Annotated in this window: 21 protein-coding genes; 20 read left to right on the top strand and 1 reads right to left on the bottom strand. The window is 41.8% G+C overall.

Annotated features, from left to right (window positions below):
• The 20 genes from J5A74_03580 (at nucleotide 1) to J5A74_03485 (ending at nucleotide 19,251) form a co-directional block, all read left to right on the top strand.
• Nucleotides 1–1,353 carry an aminotransferase class I/II-fold pyridoxal phosphate-dependent enzyme gene (locus J5A74_03580; protein ID QUI96412.1) on the top strand — a complete coding sequence of 451 codons (1,353 nt, stop codon included), beginning with the start codon at nucleotides 1–3 and terminating at the stop codon, nucleotides 1,351–1,353.
• 17 nt (nucleotides 1,354–1,370) lie between these two features.
• Nucleotides 1,371–1,964: a guanylate kinase gene (locus J5A74_03575; GenBank protein QUI96411.1), complete on the top strand. Its 594-nt coding sequence runs from the start codon at nucleotides 1,371–1,373 to the stop codon at nucleotides 1,962–1,964.
• Between the two features lie 20 nt (nucleotides 1,965–1,984).
• The gene (locus tag J5A74_03570) at nucleotides 1,985–2,980 is read left to right on the top strand and encodes an AAA family ATPase (GenBank protein ID QUI96410.1); all 996 of its coding nucleotides are present in this window, start codon (nucleotides 1,985–1,987) and stop codon (nucleotides 2,978–2,980) included.
• Complete coding sequence (locus J5A74_03565; protein ID QUI96409.1) at nucleotides 2,973–3,911, top strand: stage 0 sporulation family protein; 939 nt, start codon at nucleotides 2,973–2,975, stop codon at nucleotides 3,909–3,911. Before J5A74_03570 ends, J5A74_03565 begins: the two co-directional genes overlap by 8 nt.
• Nucleotides 3,908–4,651, top strand: a complete 744-nt coding sequence (locus J5A74_03560) for a tRNA1(Val) (adenine(37)-N6)-methyltransferase (protein QUI96408.1) — start codon at nucleotides 3,908–3,910, stop codon at nucleotides 4,649–4,651. The genes J5A74_03565 and J5A74_03560 overlap by 4 nt, the downstream gene beginning before the upstream one ends.
• Before the next feature lie 8 nt (nucleotides 4,652–4,659).
• Complete coding sequence (rsmI, locus tag J5A74_03555) at nucleotides 4,660–5,511, top strand: 16S rRNA (cytidine(1402)-2'-O)-methyltransferase (GenBank protein QUI96407.1); 852 nt, start codon at nucleotides 4,660–4,662, stop codon at nucleotides 5,509–5,511.
• A gap of 11 nt (nucleotides 5,512–5,522) precedes the next feature.
• Nucleotides 5,523–6,746 (top strand): peptidase T, encoded by a 1,224-nt coding sequence (gene pepT / locus J5A74_03550; protein QUI96406.1) that lies wholly within the window; start codon nucleotides 5,523–5,525, stop codon nucleotides 6,744–6,746.
• Nucleotides 6,747–6,832: 86 nt separating this feature from the next.
• Nucleotides 6,833–7,780: a ketoacyl-ACP synthase III gene (locus tag J5A74_03545; protein ID QUI96405.1), complete on the top strand. Its 948-nt coding sequence runs from the start codon at nucleotides 6,833–6,835 to the stop codon at nucleotides 7,778–7,780.
• A 24-nt stretch (nucleotides 7,781–7,804) separates the two neighbouring features.
• Complete coding sequence (acpP, locus tag J5A74_03540) at nucleotides 7,805–8,038, top strand: acyl carrier protein (protein ID QUI96404.1); 234 nt, start codon at nucleotides 7,805–7,807, stop codon at nucleotides 8,036–8,038.
• A 29-nt stretch (nucleotides 8,039–8,067) separates the two neighbouring features.
• Complete coding sequence (gene fabK, locus J5A74_03535) at nucleotides 8,068–9,006, top strand: enoyl-[acyl-carrier-protein] reductase FabK (GenBank protein ID QUI96403.1); 939 nt, start codon at nucleotides 8,068–8,070, stop codon at nucleotides 9,004–9,006.
• A gap of 10 nt (nucleotides 9,007–9,016) precedes the next feature.
• On the top strand, nucleotides 9,017–9,934 hold the full coding sequence (fabD, locus tag J5A74_03530; GenBank protein QUI96402.1) for an ACP S-malonyltransferase: 918 nt from the start codon (nucleotides 9,017–9,019) through the stop codon (nucleotides 9,932–9,934).
• Between the two features lie 10 nt (nucleotides 9,935–9,944).
• The gene (gene fabG / locus J5A74_03525) at nucleotides 9,945–10,694 is read left to right on the top strand and encodes a 3-oxoacyl-[acyl-carrier-protein] reductase (GenBank protein ID QUI96401.1); all 750 of its coding nucleotides are present in this window, start codon (nucleotides 9,945–9,947) and stop codon (nucleotides 10,692–10,694) included.
• A 24-nt stretch (nucleotides 10,695–10,718) separates the two neighbouring features.
• Nucleotides 10,719–11,954 (top strand): beta-ketoacyl-ACP synthase II, encoded by a 1,236-nt coding sequence (gene fabF / locus J5A74_03520; protein ID QUI96400.1) that lies wholly within the window; start codon nucleotides 10,719–10,721, stop codon nucleotides 11,952–11,954.
• Complete coding sequence (gene accB / locus J5A74_03515; GenBank protein QUI96399.1) at nucleotides 11,954–12,451, top strand: acetyl-CoA carboxylase biotin carboxyl carrier protein; 498 nt, start codon at nucleotides 11,954–11,956, stop codon at nucleotides 12,449–12,451. The genes fabF and accB overlap by 1 nt, the downstream gene beginning before the upstream one ends.
• Nucleotides 12,452–12,459: 8 nt before the next feature.
• Nucleotides 12,460–12,882, top strand: coding sequence for a 3-hydroxyacyl-ACP dehydratase FabZ (gene fabZ / locus J5A74_03510; GenBank protein QUI96398.1), 423 nt, complete (start codon nucleotides 12,460–12,462; stop codon nucleotides 12,880–12,882).
• A 14-nt stretch (nucleotides 12,883–12,896) separates the two neighbouring features.
• Nucleotides 12,897–14,249, top strand: coding sequence for an acetyl-CoA carboxylase biotin carboxylase subunit (locus J5A74_03505; GenBank protein QUI96397.1), 1,353 nt, complete (start codon nucleotides 12,897–12,899; stop codon nucleotides 14,247–14,249).
• Nucleotides 14,250–14,267: 18 nt separating this feature from the next.
• A complete protein-coding gene (locus J5A74_03500; GenBank protein QUI96396.1) occupies nucleotides 14,268–15,989 on the top strand; it encodes an acetyl-CoA carboxylase carboxyltransferase subunit beta in 1,722 nt (573 codons plus the stop codon).
• 9 nt (nucleotides 15,990–15,998) lie between these two features.
• Nucleotides 15,999–17,183 carry a nitronate monooxygenase gene (locus J5A74_03495; GenBank protein QUI96395.1) on the top strand — a complete coding sequence of 395 codons (1,185 nt, stop codon included), beginning with the start codon at nucleotides 15,999–16,001 and terminating at the stop codon, nucleotides 17,181–17,183.
• A gap of 180 nt (nucleotides 17,184–17,363) precedes the next feature.
• Nucleotides 17,364–18,359 carry an exonuclease domain-containing protein gene (locus tag J5A74_03490; protein QUI96394.1) on the top strand — a complete coding sequence of 332 codons (996 nt, stop codon included), beginning with the start codon at nucleotides 17,364–17,366 and terminating at the stop codon, nucleotides 18,357–18,359.
• A gap of 1 nt (nucleotide 18,360) precedes the next feature.
• Nucleotides 18,361–19,251 (top strand): hypothetical protein, encoded by an 891-nt coding sequence (locus J5A74_03485; GenBank protein ID QUI96393.1) that lies wholly within the window; start codon nucleotides 18,361–18,363, stop codon nucleotides 19,249–19,251.
• A gap of 49 nt (nucleotides 19,252–19,300) precedes the next feature.
• On the opposite strand, the gene J5A74_03480 is transcribed toward J5A74_03485, so the two are convergent.
• Nucleotides 19,301–20,470, bottom strand: a complete 1,170-nt coding sequence (locus J5A74_03480; GenBank protein QUI96392.1) for an OmpA family protein — start codon at nucleotides 20,468–20,470, stop codon at nucleotides 19,301–19,303.
• Nucleotides 20,471–20,597 lie beyond the last annotated feature (127 nt).

Raw genomic sequence — 20,597 nt, 5'->3', positions numbered from 1 at the left:
ATGCAAAGAGAAGAGAGTTTGGCAGAGAAGTTGAGGAAGTACACAGCGTCGGGGATTTACCCGATGCATATGCCAGGGCACAAGAGAAATGTGCCTATTTGCATCAAAGATTTGCTCTGTGATATCTATAGCATAGATGTCACAGAGGTGGAGGGAACAGATAATCTGCATCAAGCTGAGGGAATCATTTTACAGGCCATGCAATATGCTGCCAAAGTTTATGGGGCAAGGGATACCTTTTTTTTAGTTAATGGAAGCAGTGGTGGGATTTTGAGTGCCATGCATTGTTGTAGCAGGAAAAAAAAGAAGGTGCTGATGACACCGGGAGCACATATCAGTGCTTACCATGGCTTAGAGCTATTTGGACTTGAGCCAATTTTTGTTGATACAGAATATTTTGAGGATATAGGAATAACTGCTGGATTAAATCCAGAAAAGGTGATGGAAAAGATAAGAGAGCAGAAAGATGAATTCGCCTTTGTCTATGTCACTTCACCAACCTATGAAGGAGTAATTTTGCAGGTGAGGGAGATTGCAGATATTGCACATGCACATCACATTCCATTGATTGTTGATGAAGCACATGGAGCACATCTGCATTTTTTAAAACAGGAACAAAATTTTTCGGCACTAGATTGTGGAGCAGATCTGGTGATTCAAAGTGTTCACAAGACATTGCCATCTCTGACACAGACTGCAATATTGCATATTCAGGGAGAAATGATTTCTAGAGATGAAATGGAAAGAAGTCTAACTTTTTTTGAAACGAGTTCCCCCTCCTATATTTTGATGTCAGCCATTGATGGGGCTATTCGGTATATGGATGAAATGGGTAAAAAAAAGCTTGCTCAATTGTGGGAGTGGCAACAAGAATTTCGAGCTCAGATAGGCAAATTAAACTATGTATTTTGCTGGAATCCAGGCCAAGACAAAACAAAATATATAGCGGGGATTGACCAGACCAAACTTGTATTGGGGGCAAAAATAAATGGTGAGTCTATGTTTGGCGAGCAATTGCAAGAAATTTTGAGAAGAGATTATGCGATAGAGACGGAGATGAGTGGGGTGGAGTATACCTTGGCTATGCTCACGGTAGGAGATGACAAGGAGGGTATCGATCGTCTTCTGAATGCAATGAAAGATATTGATTGGCGCATACACAAGGGGGAGATTGTGTGCTGGCCGAGAGAAGAGATCACCCTTTCTCTTTTTGTGGGAGACAGGGCACATCATTTTGTCTATGCCTATCCGCCAGATATTCCAATTCTTCGTCCTGGCGAAATTGTGAGTGAAGAAAAGATAGAAATTATCAAGAGATATTTAAGGAGTCATTGCCACATTGTGGGGCTTTGACATTGTCGGAGAGGAAAATGGGAAAGATTTATTATGTAATGGGAAAGAGTGCGACAGGAAAGGATACAATTTTTACTCGATTGCTTGAAGAATGTCCAAAGACCAATAGAATCACGCTCTATACCACAAGACCTCGTCGAGATGAGGAGAAAGAGGGCATTCAATATAATTATGTGACTGAGGAGGAATTGAGTGTCTTTGAACAAGAAAATCGCTTAATTGAAAAGCGAACCTATCAAACTGTGCATGGGCCTTGGACTTATGCTACAGTTGATGACCACTTGAAGGAACGCCTAGAAGCAAGAAATTTCTTAATTATTGGAACATTGGAGTCCTTTAAAAAGATTAAGGCATATTTTGGGGAAGATGTGGTGATCCCCATTTACATTCAGGTTGACCCAGGCATTCGTCTGCAGCGAGCGATTAATCGAGAATTTATGCAAAAGAGACCAAGATATGCGGAAATGTGTAGAAGATTTTTGGCTGATGAAGAGGATTTTTCAGAGGAAAAATTAAAGGAAGCGGGAATTAAGAAGCGATATATCAATGAGAATTTGAATCGATGTGTGGAAGAAATTAAGGCAGATATGGAACCACCAAGGCACAAATAAGAGAGTGGGCGGTAGTAAAAATGTTGACATTAGATCAAATGGTAGGACAGGAAAAAATCAAAGCATATTTTCAAAGAGCGAGAGCAGTTTCACATCTTTCCCACGCCTATATTTTGTCTGGTGAGGAGGGAATGGGAAAAAAGACATTGGCACAGGCCATTGCTCTTTTGCTTGTTTGTGAGAAGGGTGGACATTCGCCATGTTTATGTTGTCATGCTTGTCGTCAAGTACTTGCCCATAGTCATCCCGATGTTATTGAGTTGGTGAAAGAAAAGAGTATTTCGGTCGATGATATCCGAAGTAAAATTAATGACACAGTAGATATTCGTCCGTTTTCTGCACCAGTAAAAATTTATATTATAGATCATGCAGAGCGGATGAATGTACAGGCACAGAATGCACTTTTAAAGACGATTGAGGAACCACCAAGTTATGTTATTATTTTTTTATTGACCACCAATAGGGAGGTGTTTTTAGACACCATTCAAAGTCGGTGTATCCATTTGAGAATGCAGCCTCTACCAGTTGAAGTGGTCGCACAAAAACTCAAGGAAAGTTATCCGATCACGGATATGCAGGCAAGGGAGTATGCCACCTATGTGAGAGGAAATCTTGGGAGGGCAAAGAACTTGTTGGAGGACGAAGCAAAAAGAATACGCTATCAAAAAAATGTGAAAATTTTGAAGGATATCGGAAACTTTACACTGGAGCAGATGGTGAAGGTCTTGGCAGAAATGAAGGAAGAAGATCCTAATTTTTCGGAATTTTTACAATTTATTCGAGACTGGTATCGAGATGTGTTAATTGTGCTGGTGGGAGCAGATGTTAGAAAGTTAATTTTTTTCACTGAGATGAAGACAATGAAGGAGAAGGCAGAGCAATATTCTTTGACAAAGGTAAATCAAATTTTAGAAGCAGTGGATCTTGCACAAGATCGGATTCAGGCGAATGTGAAGGCAGAATTGGCTATGCAAATGTTATTGATGGAGATGAAAGTAGGTGAGGATAATGGTTGAAGTGATTGGTGTACGATTTAGAGAAGTGGGGAAAATTTACTATTTTTCTCCAGGAAAAGATGTATTGGTTGTGGGCACTCGTGTGATTGTAGAAACAGCTAGAGGATTGGAATGTGGAACCGTTGTGATTTCCAATCGAGAAGTGGGCGAGGAGAATTTGGTTCAGCCATTAAAGGCTGTGCGTAGAGTGGCGAGTGCAGAGGACTTGCAATTACTTTCTGAGAATAGGGAAAAGGAAATAGAAGCCTTTCGAATTTGCAAAAACAAAATAAAAGAACATGGACTGGAAATGAAATTAATTTCCTCAGAATATACATTTGATCGAACAAAGGTGATGTTTTATTTCACAGCGGATGGCCGAGTGGACTTTAGGGAATTGGTGAAGGATTTGGCAGCCATCTTTAAGGTTCGCATTGAATTGCGTCAAGTGGGTGTTCGAGATGAGACAAAGATTGTGGGGGGAATGGGATCTTGTGGAAGACCACTGTGTTGCCACAGCTATTTGTCTGATTTTGTCCCTGTCTCTATTAAGATGGCCAAGGAGCAAAATTTATCACTAAATCCCCAAAAAATTAGTGGTGTTTGTGGCCGTTTGATGTGCTGTCTAAAAAATGAAGCACAAACCTATGAGTATCTCAATAGTACCCTGCCAAAGGAAGGAGATTTTGTTGAGACAAAGGATGGATGTAGTGGCGTGGTGATGGGCGTCAATGTACTGCGACAAAAAGTGCGTCTTTTGGTAAAAAAATCAAATGACGAGAAAGAAATTTTGGAATATTCGGTGGATGATATTGTCTCTGTAACCAAGAAAAAGAAGGGGATTTTTCCACAAAAACCGCCAGAAAAAGTGGTGGAAAATACAGTGGAAAATACAAGGGCAAAGAGAAAGAATTTTTCAAATAAGTTTCAAAATAAGAAGGTGTCAAGGTGATCGAAAATCAATGGCTAAGAGAGGGAGAGCGTTTGGATGATTTAGAGCGCAGTGGTCTTTTCATTATACAAAACCCCTCAAAATTTTGTTTTGGAATGGATGCTGTTTTGCTCAGTGGATTTACAAAGGTAAAGCCAGGAGAGAATGTCTTAGATCTTGGCACAGGAACAGGTATTGTACCTTTATTATTGTCAGCAAAGAGCCAGGGGAGACATTTTGTGGGGTTGGAAATTCAAGAAGATATGGCCGATATGGCGTGGCGCAGTGTGCAGGTCAATGGGCTGGAGGAAAAAATTCGCATTCTCTGTGGGGATATCAAATCTGTGGAAGAAATTTTGCCTGTGGGAAGTTTTTCTGTGGTGACCAGCAATCCGCCCTATATGAATGATTTGCATGGCATTAAAAATCCAGATAGTGCACTGGCCATTGCAAGGCATGAGGTTCTTTGCACTCTGGAAGACATCATCAAAAGTGCAGCAAAGATGTTAAAGAGCAATGGAAAACTTTTTATGGTTCATCGCCCACATCGTTTAGTCGAAATTATGGAATGGATGAGCAAGTACAAATTAGAACCCAAGCGAATGTGCTTTGTTCATCCTTATGCAGATAAAGAGGCCAATATGGTATTGATTGAGGCAGCAAAGGGAGGTGGGCATTTCCTAAAGTTGGAACCAGCAATGGTTGTATACGAAAGACCTGGAGTATATACCAAGCAATTGCTCGAAATCTATGGATATTAGGAGGAAAAATGGCAGGAATCATCTATTTGGTGGCAACACCAATTGGCAATCTAAAAGACATTACGATGAGAGCATTGGAAATTTTAAAAAGTGCGGATATTGTGGCAGCAGAGGACACAAGAAATACAATTCATTTGCTTAATTACTATGGAATTAAGGCATCTATGACAAGTTATCATGAGTACAATAAAATTGAAAAGGCTCAGGTTTTAGTGGAACAGGCATTGGCTGGAAAAAATATTGCACTGGTGACGGATGCGGGAATGCCAGCAGTTTCTGACCCTGGGGAAGACTTGGTTCGCATTGCCTATGAAAATGGCGTGAAGGTGAGTGTCATTCCAGGAGCGAGTGCCAGTGTGAGTGCACTCGCCCTGAGTGGATTACCAACGAGGAGATTTGCATTTGAAGCTTTTTTGCCTGTGGATAAAAAGGAAAGAGAAATGGTTCTCGAACAAATGAAGCGAGAGACAAGAACTATGATTTTATATGAGGCTCCTCATCGCTTAGTGAAGACTTTGCGACTACTGATGCAGGTACTGGGAGAGGAGAGAAAAATTAGTATTGTCAGGGAGCTGACAAAACTTCATGAGGAAGTGCTTCAATTTCGCCTGGGTGAGGCTGTAAAGGCCTATGAGGAGGATGGTTTGCAACCTAGGGGAGAATATGTCTTAGTCATCGAGGGAATAAGTAATGCAGAGTACATCAAAGAAGAACAAAGAGAATGGGAAAGCTTAAGCATTGCAGAACATGTGACATTTTATGAGAAAAAAGGAATGGATCACAAGGAAGCGATGCGTATGGCCGCCAGAGACAGGGGGGTGTCAAAGAGAGAAATTTATCAAGCATTGCTGAGAGAGTAGAGAGGAGGAATATGAAGTATACAAATTTATTGGAAAGATTTTTAGGTTATGTCAAAGTCAACACAAGAAGTGATGAAAACAGTCAGAGCATACCAAGTACAAAGAGTCAAGAAGATTTTGCTAAGAATATTTTGTGGCCACAGATGGAAGCTGTAGGGCTAGAGGATATTCACTATTTAAGCAATGGCTATATTGTAGGCACATTGAGGGCGAATGCAAAGGCAAAAAAGAAAATTGGATTTTTGGCCCATATGGACACAGCAGATTTTAATGCAGAAAATATAAGACCTCAGGTTATTGAAAATTATAATGGTCAAATCATTTCTCTTGGTGATGGGGAGTATGTTCTTGATCCAGTAGAATTTCCAAATTTAAAAAAATATTTGGGAAAGACATTGATTACTACGGATGGCCATACTCTGCTCGGTGCAGATGACAAGGCAGGAATTGCAGAAATTATGACGGCAATGGAATATTTCCATCAACATCCAGAGGTTTTGCATGGTGAAATCCGAGTGGGATTTGGACCAGATGAGGAAATTGGAACAGGAGCAGATCACTTTGATGTCAAGGATTTTAATGTCGACTTTGCCTATACAATGGACGGGGGGCCACTTGGAGAACTAGAGTATGAGACATTTTCAGCCGCTAGTGCAGATATTACTTTCCTTGGAAGAAATGTCCATCCAGGAACAGCAAAGAATCAAATGGTCAATGCGATTGAGTTAGCTATGCAATTTCATCGCCAGCTTCCAGAGGAGGAGAAACCAGAACACACCGAGGGCTATGAAGGATTTTTTCATTTGATGGAGATTGCTGGAAATGTCGAAGAGGCAAGGAGTAGCTACATCATTCGAGATTTTGAGGATAAAAAATTTGCGAGTAGAAAGACCTTGGTGGAAGAAATTGCTAGGCGAATGAATGAGGAACTGGGCACAGAGAGAGTGAAAGTTCAGATGAGAGATCAATACCACAACATGAAGAAGGTGATTGAAAAGGATATGTGCTGTGTCGATTTGGCAAAAAAGGCAATGGAAGCACTAAATATTGAGCCGATCATTCAACCCGTGAGAGGAGGAACCGATGGTTCAAAAATTTCATTTATGGGAATTCCAACACCGAATATTTTTGCTGGTGGGGAAAATATGCACGGAAGATATGAGTTTGCCTGTCTAGAAACTATGGAAAGTGCCATAGATGTGATCATCGAAATCGCCAGATCTTTGGTTATTTAGTTTTTTTCTTGACATTATTTGGCTACTGGATTAGAATATTTTGAGTATCAAAGTATTTGTAGAAAAATGATTTTGAACGGAGGCTTATGGAGATATTACTGGTCGGAAGTGGCTCAGCCCTTCCTGAAAAGATTGTATCAAATGATGACCTGGCAAAAATCGTGGATACTTCGGATGAGTGGATTTCTACGAGGACAGGAATCAAAGAAAGACGCATCTGTGAAAAAGAGAGCCTATCTGCCTTGAGCACCTTGGCAGCAAAGAGGGCCTTGGATGCAGCGAAAGTGGATGCAGAGGACATTGATTTGATCGTCGCAGGGACGACCACAGCAGATAAGAGCTTTCCAGGATGTGCCTGTGAGGTACAGGCTGGAATTGGTGCAAGCCATGCCGTGTGCTTTGATGTCAGTGCAGCTTGTTCAGGATTTGTCTTTGCTCTACATTCGGCAGAATGTATGATGCGTGCAGGGGGATATCGCTCTGCCCTGGTGCTCGGTGCAGATGCATTTTCAAGAGTTTTGGACTGGAGTGATCGCTCGACCTGTGTTCTCTTTGGAGATGGTGCAGGTGCTGTGGTATTGAAAGCAAAAGAGAGCGAACGAGTAGTCGATGGAATTTTGGGAACAAAATTGGGATCAGATGGCAGTCGAGGGGATTCCTTGGTGCGAGAAGCATTTGGGGAAAATCCATATGTAAAAATGTGTGGTCAGGAAGTATTTAAATTTGCTGTGCGCACAGTACCAGAGGTTATTGATCAAGCGTTAGAAAGAGCGAAGATCACAAAAAAGGAAGTTGATTGGTATATTTTGCATCAGGCCAATGAGCGGATTATCCAATCAGTGGCAAAAAAACTAGAGGAAGCTATGGAGAAATTCCCAATGAATTTATCCAAAGTGGGAAATACCTCTGGAGCGAGTGTAGCAATTCTACTGGATGAGGAGATAAGAAGTGGCCGAATTCAAAAGGGCGATGTCTTGGTTCTCTCCGGTTTTGGGGCCGGTCTCACCTGGGGTGCGACTGTAATAAAATACTAATTTTTTATTTAAAGGAGAAAGAAAATGTCAGAGAAGATTAAGTCAATTATTGCCAGCCAGTTAAACATTAGCGAGGATCAGGTTACTTTGGAGGCTAACTTTAAGGATGATCTCGGTGCAGATTCACTTGACCTTTTTGAGATGGTAATGTCTTTAGAGGACGAGTATGGTGTGGAGATTCCTTCAGAGGATTTGGAGAAGATCACAACTGTAGGTGCAGTTGTAGATTATCTTAAGGCCAAGGGAGTAGAAATCTAATAACCAATAAGCTTGAGGAGTTAATCAATATGAAAACCAGAATTACAGAATTACTTGGAATCGAATATCCGATTATTCAGGGCGGAATGGCATGGGTTGCAGAGCATCACCTTGCAGCAGCAGTTTCTAATGCCGGTGGTCTTGGCTTAATTGGAGGAGCAAATGCACCAGGAGAAGTGATTAGAGATGAAATCAGAAAGGCAAGGGCATTGACAGATAAGCCATTTGGTGTAAATGTTATGCTGCTTTCACCACATGCGGATGATGTGGCAAAGGTTGTTGTCGAAGAAGGAATCAAGGTAGTGACAACAGGTGCAGGATCTCCTGAGAAATATATGCAAATGTGGAAGGAAGCAGGAATTAAAGTTATTCCTGTAGTTGCATCTGTTGCATTGGCAAGAAGAATGGAAAAATGTGGTGCCGACGCTGTTGTGGCTGAGGGAACAGAGTCTGGTGGACATATTGGTGAAGCGACCACTATGACACTTGTGCCGCAGATTGTGGATGCAGTGAGTATTCCTGTAATTGCTGCAGGTGGTATTGCAGATGGAAGAGGATTGATGGCTGCATTGATGCTTGGTGCAGAAGCGGTTCAAATGGGAACACGCTTTGTTGTATCCAAGGAATCTATTGTACATGAGGCATATAAGCAAAGAGTTATTGCTGCAAAGGACATTGATAGTTCAGTGACGGGCCGCAGCCATGGACATCCAGTGCGTTGTCTTAGAAATGCGATGACAAGGGAATATGCAAAGCTTGAGGCTGAGGGAAAGAGTTTTGAGGAACTTGAGTACTTGACACTGGGTGCTTTGAGAAAGGCTGTGCAGGAGGGCGATGTGACCAATGGTACAGTGATGGCTGGACAGATTGCTGGTCTAGTAAAGAAGGAAGAAACTTGTAAGGAGATGATCGATTCGATTATTTCTCAAGCAGAGGAACTAATTAAAAATATCACGAAGTTTGCTTAATGGAGGGCTTATGAAGACAGCATTTTTATTTCCGGGACAGGGAGCACAAAAGACAGGAATGGGAAAGAGTTTCTATGATGTAGACGCAGACGCAAGAGCAGTCTTTGACGAGGCTTCAAAGCTCTTGGGAATAGATATGGCTGCCCTCTGTTTTGAACCAGATGAACGATTAAATTTAACGGAGTACACACAGGCAGCGATGGTGACAACAGGCATTGCCATGTTAAAGGTGCTTGAAAAGAATCATATCAAGGCCGATGTCAGTGCAGGTTTAAGTCTCGGAGAGTACGAGAGCCTGTACTATGCAGGAGTGCTTTCAGCAAAGGATGCCATTCGAACTGTTCGAAAGAGAGGAATCTTAATGCAGGAGGCTGTTCCAGCAGGTGTTGGTGCTATGGCTGCTGTGCTTCGACTTGACATTCCAGTGATTGAGGAAACAATTAAAGATATTGAGGGCGTTTGGATTGCCAATTATAACTGTCCAGGACAGATTGTTATCTCAGGAACAAAAGAAGGTGTCGAGAAGGCATCAGAGAAATTAAAGGAAGCAGGTGCAAAGCGTGTGCTTCCACTAAAGGTGAGTGGACCATTCCATTCTCCACTTCTTTCTGAGGCTGGAGAGAAGCTCTATGAATTTTTAGAGGATGTGAAATTTTCACAAGTTGAGCATCCATATGTGGCGAATTATACCGCAGAGTATGTCAAAGACTCAGAGAATATCAGAGAATTATTAAAAAAGCAGGTCAGTGGATCTGTAAAATTTGAACAGAGTATCCGCACAATGCTGGCCGACGGCGTGGATACATTTATTGAGGTCGGACCGGGCAAGACGCTCAGTGGATTTGTAAAGACAATTGATCCAAGTGTGAGAATTAGAAATATAGAAACAATGGAAGACCTTCAGGCTCTTGTGGCTGAGGGTTTATAGAGGTGAAATAATGGGAAGACTGACAGGAAAGACTGCACTTGTGACTGGAGCAGCAAAAGGAATTGGTAAGGCCATTGCATTACAAATGGCTGCAGAGGGTGCACATGTTATTGTCAACTTTAATGGTTCTTTGGAGAGAGCAAACCAGACGGTGGAGGAGATTGTAGCAGCAGGTGGCAGTGCAGAAGTTTATCAATGTGATGTCTCTGACTATTCGGCAGTGACAAAGATGATCGGTACCATTATTGAAAAATGTGGAAAATTAGATGTGCTGGTCAATAATGCGGGTATCACAAGGGATGGTCTCTTGATGAGAATGAGCGAAGAGATGTTTGATGATGTTATTGCAGCAAATTTAAAGGGATGCTTTAACTGCATGCAGGTGGCATCTAGATATATGATTAAGGCAAGAAGTGGCAGAATTATTAATATGTCCTCTGTGTCGGGTGTGCTTGGCAATGCTGGGCAGGTGAATTATTCGGCAAGTAAGGCAGGAATAATTGGTATGACGAAGTCGGCTGCTAGAGAGATGGCCGCAAGGGGAATTACTGTCAATGCGATTGCACCGGGCTTTATTGCAACAGATATGACTGCGATATTGTCAGAAAAGGCAAAAGAGGCAATTTTGGCAAGTATTCCGCTCGGATATATGGGAACACCAGAAGATATTGCCGCTACAGCGGTATTTTTAGCAAGCGATGAGGCAAAGTATATTACAGGGCAGACGATCAGTGTGGATGGCGGTATGTCCATGCAATAGAAATGAGATAAAGAGGAGAGATTTATGAAAAGACGAGTTGTCGTGACAGGTATGGGTGCCATTACCCCTATTGGACTGGGCGTAGAGGAGTTTTGGAACGCTTGCAAAGAGGGAAAATGTGGCATTGGACCAATTACATATTATGATACTACAGATTTTAAGGCAAAGCTTGCTGCACAGGTAAAGGATTTTGATCCAGCAAAGTATATGGATGCCAAGCAGGCAAGAAGAATGGAACAATTTGCTCAATTTGCAGTTGCTGCGAGCAAGGAGGCCATCGAAGATGCGGGATTAGATATGGAGAAGGAAGATCCCTATCGTGTGGGAACAGCCATTGGTTCTGGCATTGGAAGCCTTCAGGCAATGGAACGAGAATATGATAAGATGGTCAATAAAGGACCAAATCGTGTAGCTCCTCTATTGGTTCCACTGATGATTTCGAATATGGCATCGGGAAATGTAGCCATTCAATTTGGCTTAAAGGGAAAGAACATTAATGTGGTGACAGCTTGCGCAACAGGCACAAATTCTATTGGCGAAGCATTTCGAAGCATTGTCTATGGCGAGGCTGATGTGATGGTTGCTGGTGGAACAGAAAGCTCTATTGCAAGAATTGGTATGGCAGGATTTACTTCATTGACCGCATTAAATACAACAGAGGATGCTTCGAGAGCCTCTATTCCATTTGACAAAGACCGTGCAGGTTTTGTTATGGGAGAGGGAAGTGGTGTTATGGTCTTAGAGGAGTTAGAGCATGCACTAAAGAGGGGAGCAAAGATCTATGCAGAAGTTGCCGGCTATGGTGCAACTTGTGATGCATTCCATATCACTTCACCAGCTGAGGACGGTGAGGGTGCAGCAATGGCGATGAAGTTGGCGATCGAAGATGCTGGACTTCAGCCAGAGGATGTTGACTATGTCAATGCTCATGGAACAAGTACGCATCACAATGATCTCTTTGAAACCATGGCAATTAAGCGTGCATTGGGCGAGCATGCCTATAAGGTAAAGGTCAATTCGACAAAGTCAATGATTGGTCACCTTTTGGGTGCTGCAGGTGGTGTAGAAGGCATTGTGTGTGTCAAGTCCATTGAGGACAACTATGTACATCAGACAGTAGGATTACAGAATCCAGGAGAAGGATGCGATCTTGACTATTGTAAAGATGGCGGAGTAGAGACGAAAGTGGATGTGGCGATTAGCAATTCCTTAGGTTTTGGTGGACATAATGCGACAATTCTTTTTAAGAGGTATAAATAATGAAGGTAGAAGAGATTATTCAGTTGCTTGAGGCAGTGAGCAAAAATAATATTGATCAGTTGAGTGTGACATCAGATGATGGAAAAGAAATTGTGATCACGAACAATGATGCTAAGTCAGTTGTCGTTGCACCAGAGGCCGTGGTACCAGTAGTGCCAACGGCACCTGTAGCACCAGCCCAAGTGGCTGTAGCACCGGCTCAAGTGGCTGCAGTGCCAGCACCAGTGGCCGCAGTCCCAACTCCAGCAGCACCAGAGGAAAAGGGACAGCTTGTGAAGTCTCCATTGGTGGGAACTTTTTACAATGCACCATCTCCAGATTCACCAGCTTATGTCAAGGTTGGCGACACTGTGAAGAAGGGACAAATTCTTGGTATCATTGAAGCTATGAAGCTGATGAATGAGATTGAGAGCGATTATGATGGTGTTGTGACAGAGATTTTGATTAAAAATGAAGAAACTGTAGAGTTTGGACAGCCGTTGTTCAGAATCGGATAGGAGAGAGTATGCTGGGAATCAAAGAAATTCAAGAAATTTTGCCACATCGACATCCATTTTTATTGGTGGATTGCATTGAGGAGTATGAACCAGGTGTGCGTGCTATTGGTTACAAATGTGTGACATTTAATGAGCCATTTTTTGCAGGTCACTTTCCAGGTCTTCCAGTGATGCCAGGGGTATTGATTATGGAAGCCTTGGCACAGACAGGAGCAGTAGCCATCCTTTCAAAGGAGGAGAATAAGGGAAAGGTTGCTTTCTTTGGTGGTATGGACAAGGTAAAGTTTAAGAGAAAAGTGGTTCCTGGCGATCGTTTAAAATTAAGTTGTGAAATTATTAAGCAAAAGGGACCTCTGGGTGTAGGCAAGGCTGTAGCGACTGTGGACGGAGAGATTGCCGCAATGGGAGAATTGACCTTTATGGTTGGATAATAGGGGGCAGATAGATGTTTCAAAAAATTTTGATTGCAAATCGCGGAGAGATTGCCGTGCGTATTATTCGTGCCTGCCGAGAGATGGGGATTAAGAGTGTCGCTGTATATTCGGAGGCAGATCGCAACTGTTTACATACATTGTTGGCAGATGAGGCCATTTGTATTGGACCAGCACCAGCGAACCAAAGTTATTTGAATATGGAGAGGATTCTCTCTGCGGCCATTGTCATGGGTGTAGATGCCATTCATCCAGGATTTGGTTTCTTGTCAGAAAATGCACGATTTGCAAAGCATTGCAAGGAGTGTAATATTAAGTTTATTGGTCCAGATAGCGAAATTATTGCAAAGATGGGCGATAAGGCAGCAGCCAGAGATACCATGATTGCTGCTGGCGTGCCAGTTATCCCAGGAGCAAAAGGCAGTGTAAAACAGGTAGAAGAAGCTCTTGAGGAGGCAAAGGAAATAGGATTTCCTGTTATGATTAAGGCGGCCGCTGGTGGTGGCGGAAAAGGGATGAGAGTGTCCTATGGAGAGGACGACTTTAGAGAGAATTTTTTGAATGCACAACAGGAGTCAATTAAGGGATTTTCTGATGACACGATGTACCTAGAAAAGTATATTGAAAAACCTCGTCATGTGGAGTTTCAAATTATGGCGGATGCCCATGGCAATGTGGTACATCTTGGCGAAAGAGACTGTTCAATTCAGAGAAGACATCAAAAGGTACTAGAAGAATCTCCATCCATTGCCCTTGATGCCGATTTGAGAAAGCGTATGGGCGATGTTGCTGTAAAGGCTGCTAAGGCAGCGAACTATGAGAATGCAGGAACCATTGAGTTTTTGCTCGATAGACATAAGAATTTCTATTTTATGGAGATGAATACTCGAATTCAGGTGGAGCATCCAGTGACAGAGATGGTGACAGGGCTTGATTTGATTAAGTTGCAAATTAAAGTTGCAGCGGGAGAAAAGTTGCCAATTACACAGGATGATGTCAAGGTACAGGGACATTCTATTGAGTGCAGAATCAATGCAGAAAATCCAGAGAAGAGATTTCGCCCATCACCAGGAAAGTTGACGACAGTTCATGTGCCAGGTGGCAATGGTATTCGTGTGGATTCTCATATCTATACAGACTATGTGGTTCCACCAAATTATGATTCTATGCTTTTAAAATTAATTGTACATGGCGACACAAGGCAGGAGGCGATTGAAAAGATGCGTTCGGCCTTGGGTGAGATTGTCATTGAAGGCGTGGACACCAATATTGATTTTGATTACAGTATTATCAATCACGAGGCATTTGAGCGTGGAGATACCGACACAAATTTTATAGAGACATATTTTGCAGATTATTTAAAATAATTAGGTAGGAGGGCATAGATGTTAGAAGGTATGTTTAAAAAGACCTACACTCGTATTGAGGCAGGGCATAAGGCGGCAAAAAATACGGCAGAAGCACCAGAAGGAATGTGGAAGAAGTGCAATAAATGTGGTGCACCAATCTATGTTGAAGATGTGCGAAATAATTTCTATGCATGTCCAAAATGTGGAGGATACTTTAGAGTCCATGCCTTCCGCAGAATTGAAATGATCTGTGATAAGGGAAGTTTTCTGGAGCTCAACAAGGAAATGCCAGTTTCCAATATGTTGGCATTTCCTGGATATGAGGAAAAACTTGAGGCAGCAAGGACAAAGTCAAAGCTCAATGAGGCAATTATTACAGGAAGAGCGACGATCAAGGGCTATCCATGTATGATTGGTGTGTGCGATTCAAGATATATGATGAGTTCAATGGGACATAATCTCGGAGAAAAGGTGACACAGCTTGTGGAGCGTGCAGGCAAGGAAAAATTGCCAGTGATTATTTATGCGGCTTCTGGCGGTGCAAGAATGCAAGAGGGCATTGTTTCTCTAATGCAGATGGCCAAAACTTCAGCAGCTCTAAAAAGACTCAGTGATGCAGGTCAGCTCTTTATTAGTGTGTTGACTGATCCGACAACGGGAGGAGTGACAGCGTCATTTGCAATGCTTGGTGATATTATTCTTGCAGAGCCAAAGTCATTGATTGGATTTGCTGGACCAAGAGTTATCGAACAAACGATTGGCGAAAAGTTGCCAGAGGGCTTCCAAAGAGCAGAGTTTTTATTGGAACATGGCTTTGTAGATAAAATCGTCGAGAGAAAAGATCAAAGAGATGTTTTGGCAGAAATCTTACGTATGCACAGCCAAGAGACACAGAATGTGGATAAGTCTGAGAGTGAATCTCTAAATTATATCGATCAGGATAATAGAGAGGAGAGAGCATCTCTAAAGAAGAAGATTTCTTCAGCCTGGGACAGTGTGCTCATTTCAAGAAGTAAGGATAGACCGACAGCAAAGGACTATATTGAGAGTATTTTTCCGGATTTTATGGAGTTCCATGGAGACCGTTATTTTTCGGATGACGGTGCAGTCATTGGTGGCATTGCGACTTTCTTTGGAAGAGCAGTGACCGTGATTGGTCAGCAAAAGGGAAAAAGTTTAAAGGAAAACAAAATTAGAAACTTTGGAATGTCTTCTCCAGAGGGCTATCGAAAGGCACTTCGCCTGATGAAAGAAGCAGAAAAATTCAACAGACCGATCATTTGCTTTGTCGATACTCCAGGAGCTTTCTGTGGGCTTGAGGCAGAGGAAAGAGGAGAGGGCGAGGCTATCGCAAGAAATTTATTTGAGATGAGTGCCCTAAAAGTTCCAACATTAAGTATTTTTATTGGTGAAGGTGGCAGTGGCGGTGCACTTGGCTTGGCTGTTTCGAGCGAAGTGTGGATGATGGAACATGCTGTCTATTCCATTCTTTCTCCTGAGGGCTTTGCCTCAATTTTATATAAGGATGCAAAGAAATGTAAGCAAGCAGCTGAGGTAATGAAGATTACATCGCATGAGCTTTTGGAATTGCGTGTTGTTGATAAGGTTATTCCAGAGAAGACACCGACAACAGTAAAGAATATGGACGATGTGAGTGCAATTATGAAGGCCGAATTACTCAATTGGTTGGAGCGTATGGAAGGCGTGGAAGTCGATGCCTTATTGGAGCAAAGATATAGAAGATATAGAAAATTTTAAGAGGTAGATATGAGCAAATTGCGTAAGTTAGTCATTGGCGATCTCACAGTAGATAGGCCCATTGTACAGGGTGGAATGGGCGTTGGTGTCAGTCTGTCCTCTCTGGCCGGTGCAGTAGCTGCTCAAGGGGGAATTGGTCTAATTTCCACAGCGCAGATTGGCTTTCGAGAACCTGACTTTGATAAGGCACCATTTCAGGCAAATATGCGTGCCATCGTCAAGGAGCTAAAGAGAGCAAGGGAAATTGCAGAAAAGACAAAGGCAGCAGTTGGAGCAATAGGGTTCAATATTATGGTAGCAACAAAGGGATATGAGGACTATGTAAAAACTGCAGTCAAGCATGGAGCAGATATTATTGTATCGGGCGCAGGTCTTCCTCTCAATTTGCCAGCCCTTGTGAAAGAGGGAATGGAGCTTCGAAAGGGACTAAGTCCTTCACAAATTTTTGGGGATGCTATTCGCAGAACAAAGTTTGCACCAATTGTATCGAGCAAGAAATCGGCAGAGGTTATTCTAAAGATGTGGGACAGAAAGCAAAAGACAACAGCCGATGCCGTAGTGATTGAAGGACCACTCGCAGGGGGACATCTTGGCTTCTCACTTGAGGAATTACATACCTATGGTGCAGATACAAAGGATGTTTCAAAGACTTATCGGAGAGATTTGTTTGATCAGGAAGTAAGAGGAATTTTGGGTGTTGTAGCTGATTATGCCAAAAAGTATGCAAAAAAGATTCCTGTTATTTTAGCTGGTGGTATCTATGATCACAGCGATGTGGCTCATGCAATGGAACTTGGCGTAGATGGGGTTCAAGTTGGAACTCGATTTGTGACTAGCTTTGAATGCGATGCACCACAAAGTTATAAGGATGCCTATATTGCAGCAAAAGAGGAAAATATTCAAATCACAAAGAGCCCTGTGGGTATGCCGGGGCGTGCGATAGAGAATAGTTTTTTGGAAGAAGTAAAAAAACAGAGAAAACCTGTGACAAAGTGCCATTTTTGTTTGGAGAAATGTGATAGGGCGACGATACCCTATTGCATCACCGATTCATTGATCAATGCTGTGACAGAGGACACGCCGAATGCATTGCTTTTTTGTGGAGCCAATGCCTATCGTGCAAAAAAATTGGAAACAGTCAAAGAGATTATTGAGGATTTATCAAAAGGGTTTGAAGAACAGGATGAGAAATAGAGAGGGAGAGCTTTCAGGGGACTGACTTGGAAGCTCTCCTCTATTTGTAGTGGAGATATTAGAAACACTCTACAAAAGATGGGTGAAGAATTCAAGATATTTCGGAATCTAGGGAGTTTTTTTATATAATTGCTTATGATATAATGACAAAGATATCATATCGCTTTTGAAAGGAATTTTATGGATACTTATATCGTCTTGGATTTGGAATGGAATCAAAGCCCAGATGGAAAAGAGGGCACGATTGCAGGGATTCCATTTGAGATCATAGAGATTGGCGCCGTAAAGCTAGATGAAGAATTTAATATCATTGGGGAATTTCATAGAATGATTCGACCAACAGTGTATAATAAGATACATTTTAAGGTCTATGAAGTTATTCATATGGAGATTGAGGAATTGCGGCAGCAGGGAGAACCATTTGCACAGGTCATCCAAGAGTTTTGGGATTGGGTTTATTGTAGTGGAGAGAGACCACATTTTTGTACTTGGGGCAGTATGGATTTGACAGAATTGCAAAGAAATATAGAATATTATGGTGTCAAAAATAATTTTTCATCCCCTTTATTTTACTATGATATTCAAAAATTATATACTCTTTTATACCATTGTGATGACAAAAATAAGCCTCCACTTGACAAGGCTGTGGAGGAGATGAATCTCAATGAAGATAGAGGTTTTCATCATGCTCTTGATGATGCCTATTATACAAGCAAGGTAATGCAGACAATGGATTTTCAGAAAATAAGAGAATATGTATCATTGGACTATTATCACACGCCAAAAACAAGGGAAGAAGAAATTTATCTAGTCTTTCCAGATTATGCCAAATATGTTTCTCGGGAGTTTCCAAGCAAGGAGGAGGCGATTGCGGATAAGACAGTGGCGGATATGCTGTGTTATCGTTGCAATCGAATGTTGCGAAAGAGGATTCGATGGTTTTCAGCAAATCAGAGAAATTACTATGGATTGGCACTCTGTCCAGAGCATGGCTTTGTTCGGGGAAAGATTCGAATGAAGTCAAATGGGGAGAATTTCTTTGTGGTCAAGACAATGAAAATTGTTGGCAAAGAGAAGGCGCAGGAGTTATATGAGAAGAGAGAGGATACAAGAAAAAAGAGAAGTGAACGAAATCGATTAAAGCGCCTGAGAGAAAAAGTGAAAGGAAAGAGATAAGATGATTAAAAAAATCTGTGGAATACTGGTAATGTCGATGATTGCATTGAGCCTATATGGATGTGGTGGACCAAGAGATGTGGGAAGTGAAGGACCAAAGGCCTCCGATGTTACAAGTAGTGAGTTGAGTATAGAGAGCGAGAAGTCAGGATTTTCCCTCAAAGTAGTAAAAAATAGTGATTTGAGCGTCTACATCACGGATGTAGAAAAATCTGAGGAAGGTTATAGCTTTGATTTGGCATTTGAAAATCGAACCAATAAGCCAGTTAAGGTTGATTTTTTAAAGGTTGCCGTAGATGGTGTGATGTGTGATCCATATTTTCAAACAACTATTGATCCTATTAGCAAGTCGACGGATAAGTTAACTTGGTCAAAGAAGGATTTAGAAAGAGTGGGTGTGAGTGATCTTGGCCAGGTGGATTTCACATTGCAGGCCTATCAAGAAGGTGATGATGTCAATAAAATTGTAAATGAAAAGTTTACGATTTATCCTCAGGGAAAAAATAAAGCAAAGTTAGTGACGAGACAGGATCAAGAGACTGACCAAGTGATTGCAGACAATGAAAATGCCAAAGTTGTGGTTACCGCAGCAGCAATGGTCAAAGATCTTGGCTATGTGGTCAAGGTCTATGCTGAAAATAAGACTGATTTTGATGCTAGACTTTCTGTTTCAGAGGCGGTGGTCAATGATGTTACTTTGCGACCAGAATTTTTGGAAGACATTCCAGCAAAGAGAGCAGGATATTACACATTGTATTTTGGTGTCGATGTCTTGCGTGTGCTCAACATCGAGCAGATCAACAGTGTGATTTTAAAGACGACGATGTACAATGCAAAAGATATCAATGCCGCTCCACTTGTACAGACCGATTTTAATTTAAAAGTAAAATAAAAAATAGGATCTCAAGCGATGAACTTGAGGTCCTATTTTGATTTAAGGCTTAGTTAGTAGGAATTACAATTTCCACACGACGATTTGCCTGTTTGCCTTCTGATGTTTTTGTGGATGCTACAGGGCGAGTTTTCCCATAGCCATGAGTAGTTATGGTGGCAGTTACGCCCTGAGAAGTAAGATAGTCCTTGACAGAGTTTGCATAATTTTCAGAGAGAGTTTGATTGTCCTCGTCACTTCCATCGCTATCACTGTAACCATTGATCTCAAATGCAGCAATATTTGCCTGTTTTAAGATATTTGCCAAGTTGTTGAGTGTTGTCTGGGCATCCTGGCGGACATCATACTTGTCAACATCAAAGAGAATATTGGCATTGAGCGTAATGAGTAGATTGTTCGCCTCAAGGGATGACGGCGCATTGGAAACAGAAGATAGGAGTGGGAGTTTTGCTGGCTTTTCTAGAGGATCTGCATCCACAGTGATTTTCTCTTCACCCAATTGAATGGTAGCTTTTCCCTTTCCATCATTGTTGATTGTAAGTCCAGTTTCTTGATTGGCATATTGACCAGAACCGTCTCCATTGTTATCAATGACAATAGAACCCTGAGTGTAGGCCGAATGATCACCTTGAATATAGATGGTCATATCTTTTTGATTATTTGTATATTGCCCAGAGCCATCAGCAGCAACTTGCAGTGAAATGCCTCTCTTACTATTTGTGTATTGTCCAGAGCCATCAGAATTGGCTTGCAGGGTAATGCCCGCAGTGTCGTCTGTGTATTGAGTTTGTCCATCACCAGAGGCATTGCTGTACTGGCTAGCGACTTCCTTATCTACCTGTACAGCACTTTCTCCCCTTGTAATTTGATCATTTTCAATGTGTACAGGTTCAACACTTACGCCAGGAAGGGCAGAGATGGAACTGGTCATCTCTAATGTAATTTTGGCATTAGGGCTTTCGGATATACCAATAGCTGGAAGCGTTACACTAGGGATGGCAGGGATTTCTCCAACTGCATAGCCAGGAGCACTAAATTTTGGATCCACATTGGCTGTATCTGTCTTTGCCTTTGTTGTTTCTTTTTCCTTTTTTGTGTCGGAAGAAGCTGTAGTCGTAGTTCCTTGGTCGGAAGAGTTCTTGTCCACAGCAGATGGACTACATGCGGTTATAGAGAGACCAAGAGATAAGATTCCAGCGGCAAATATTAGTTTTTTCATAAATAAAATCCTTTCTATTCGTCAATTCTCACTATAGGAAGTTGTGAAAATTGGTTATAATATCTAAAACCATCTTACTATCATAGCAAAGAAAAGGATAAGAGACAATAAAGAATAGTTTAATATT

The organism is Lachnospiraceae bacterium oral taxon 096 (genome assembly GCA_018141845.1).
Taxonomy (GTDB): Bacteria; Bacillota; Clostridia; order Lachnospirales; family Lachnospiraceae; genus F0428.
The sequence above is the reverse complement of the archived record's forward strand: the minus strand, read 5'-3'. Positions and strand labels throughout refer to the sequence as shown.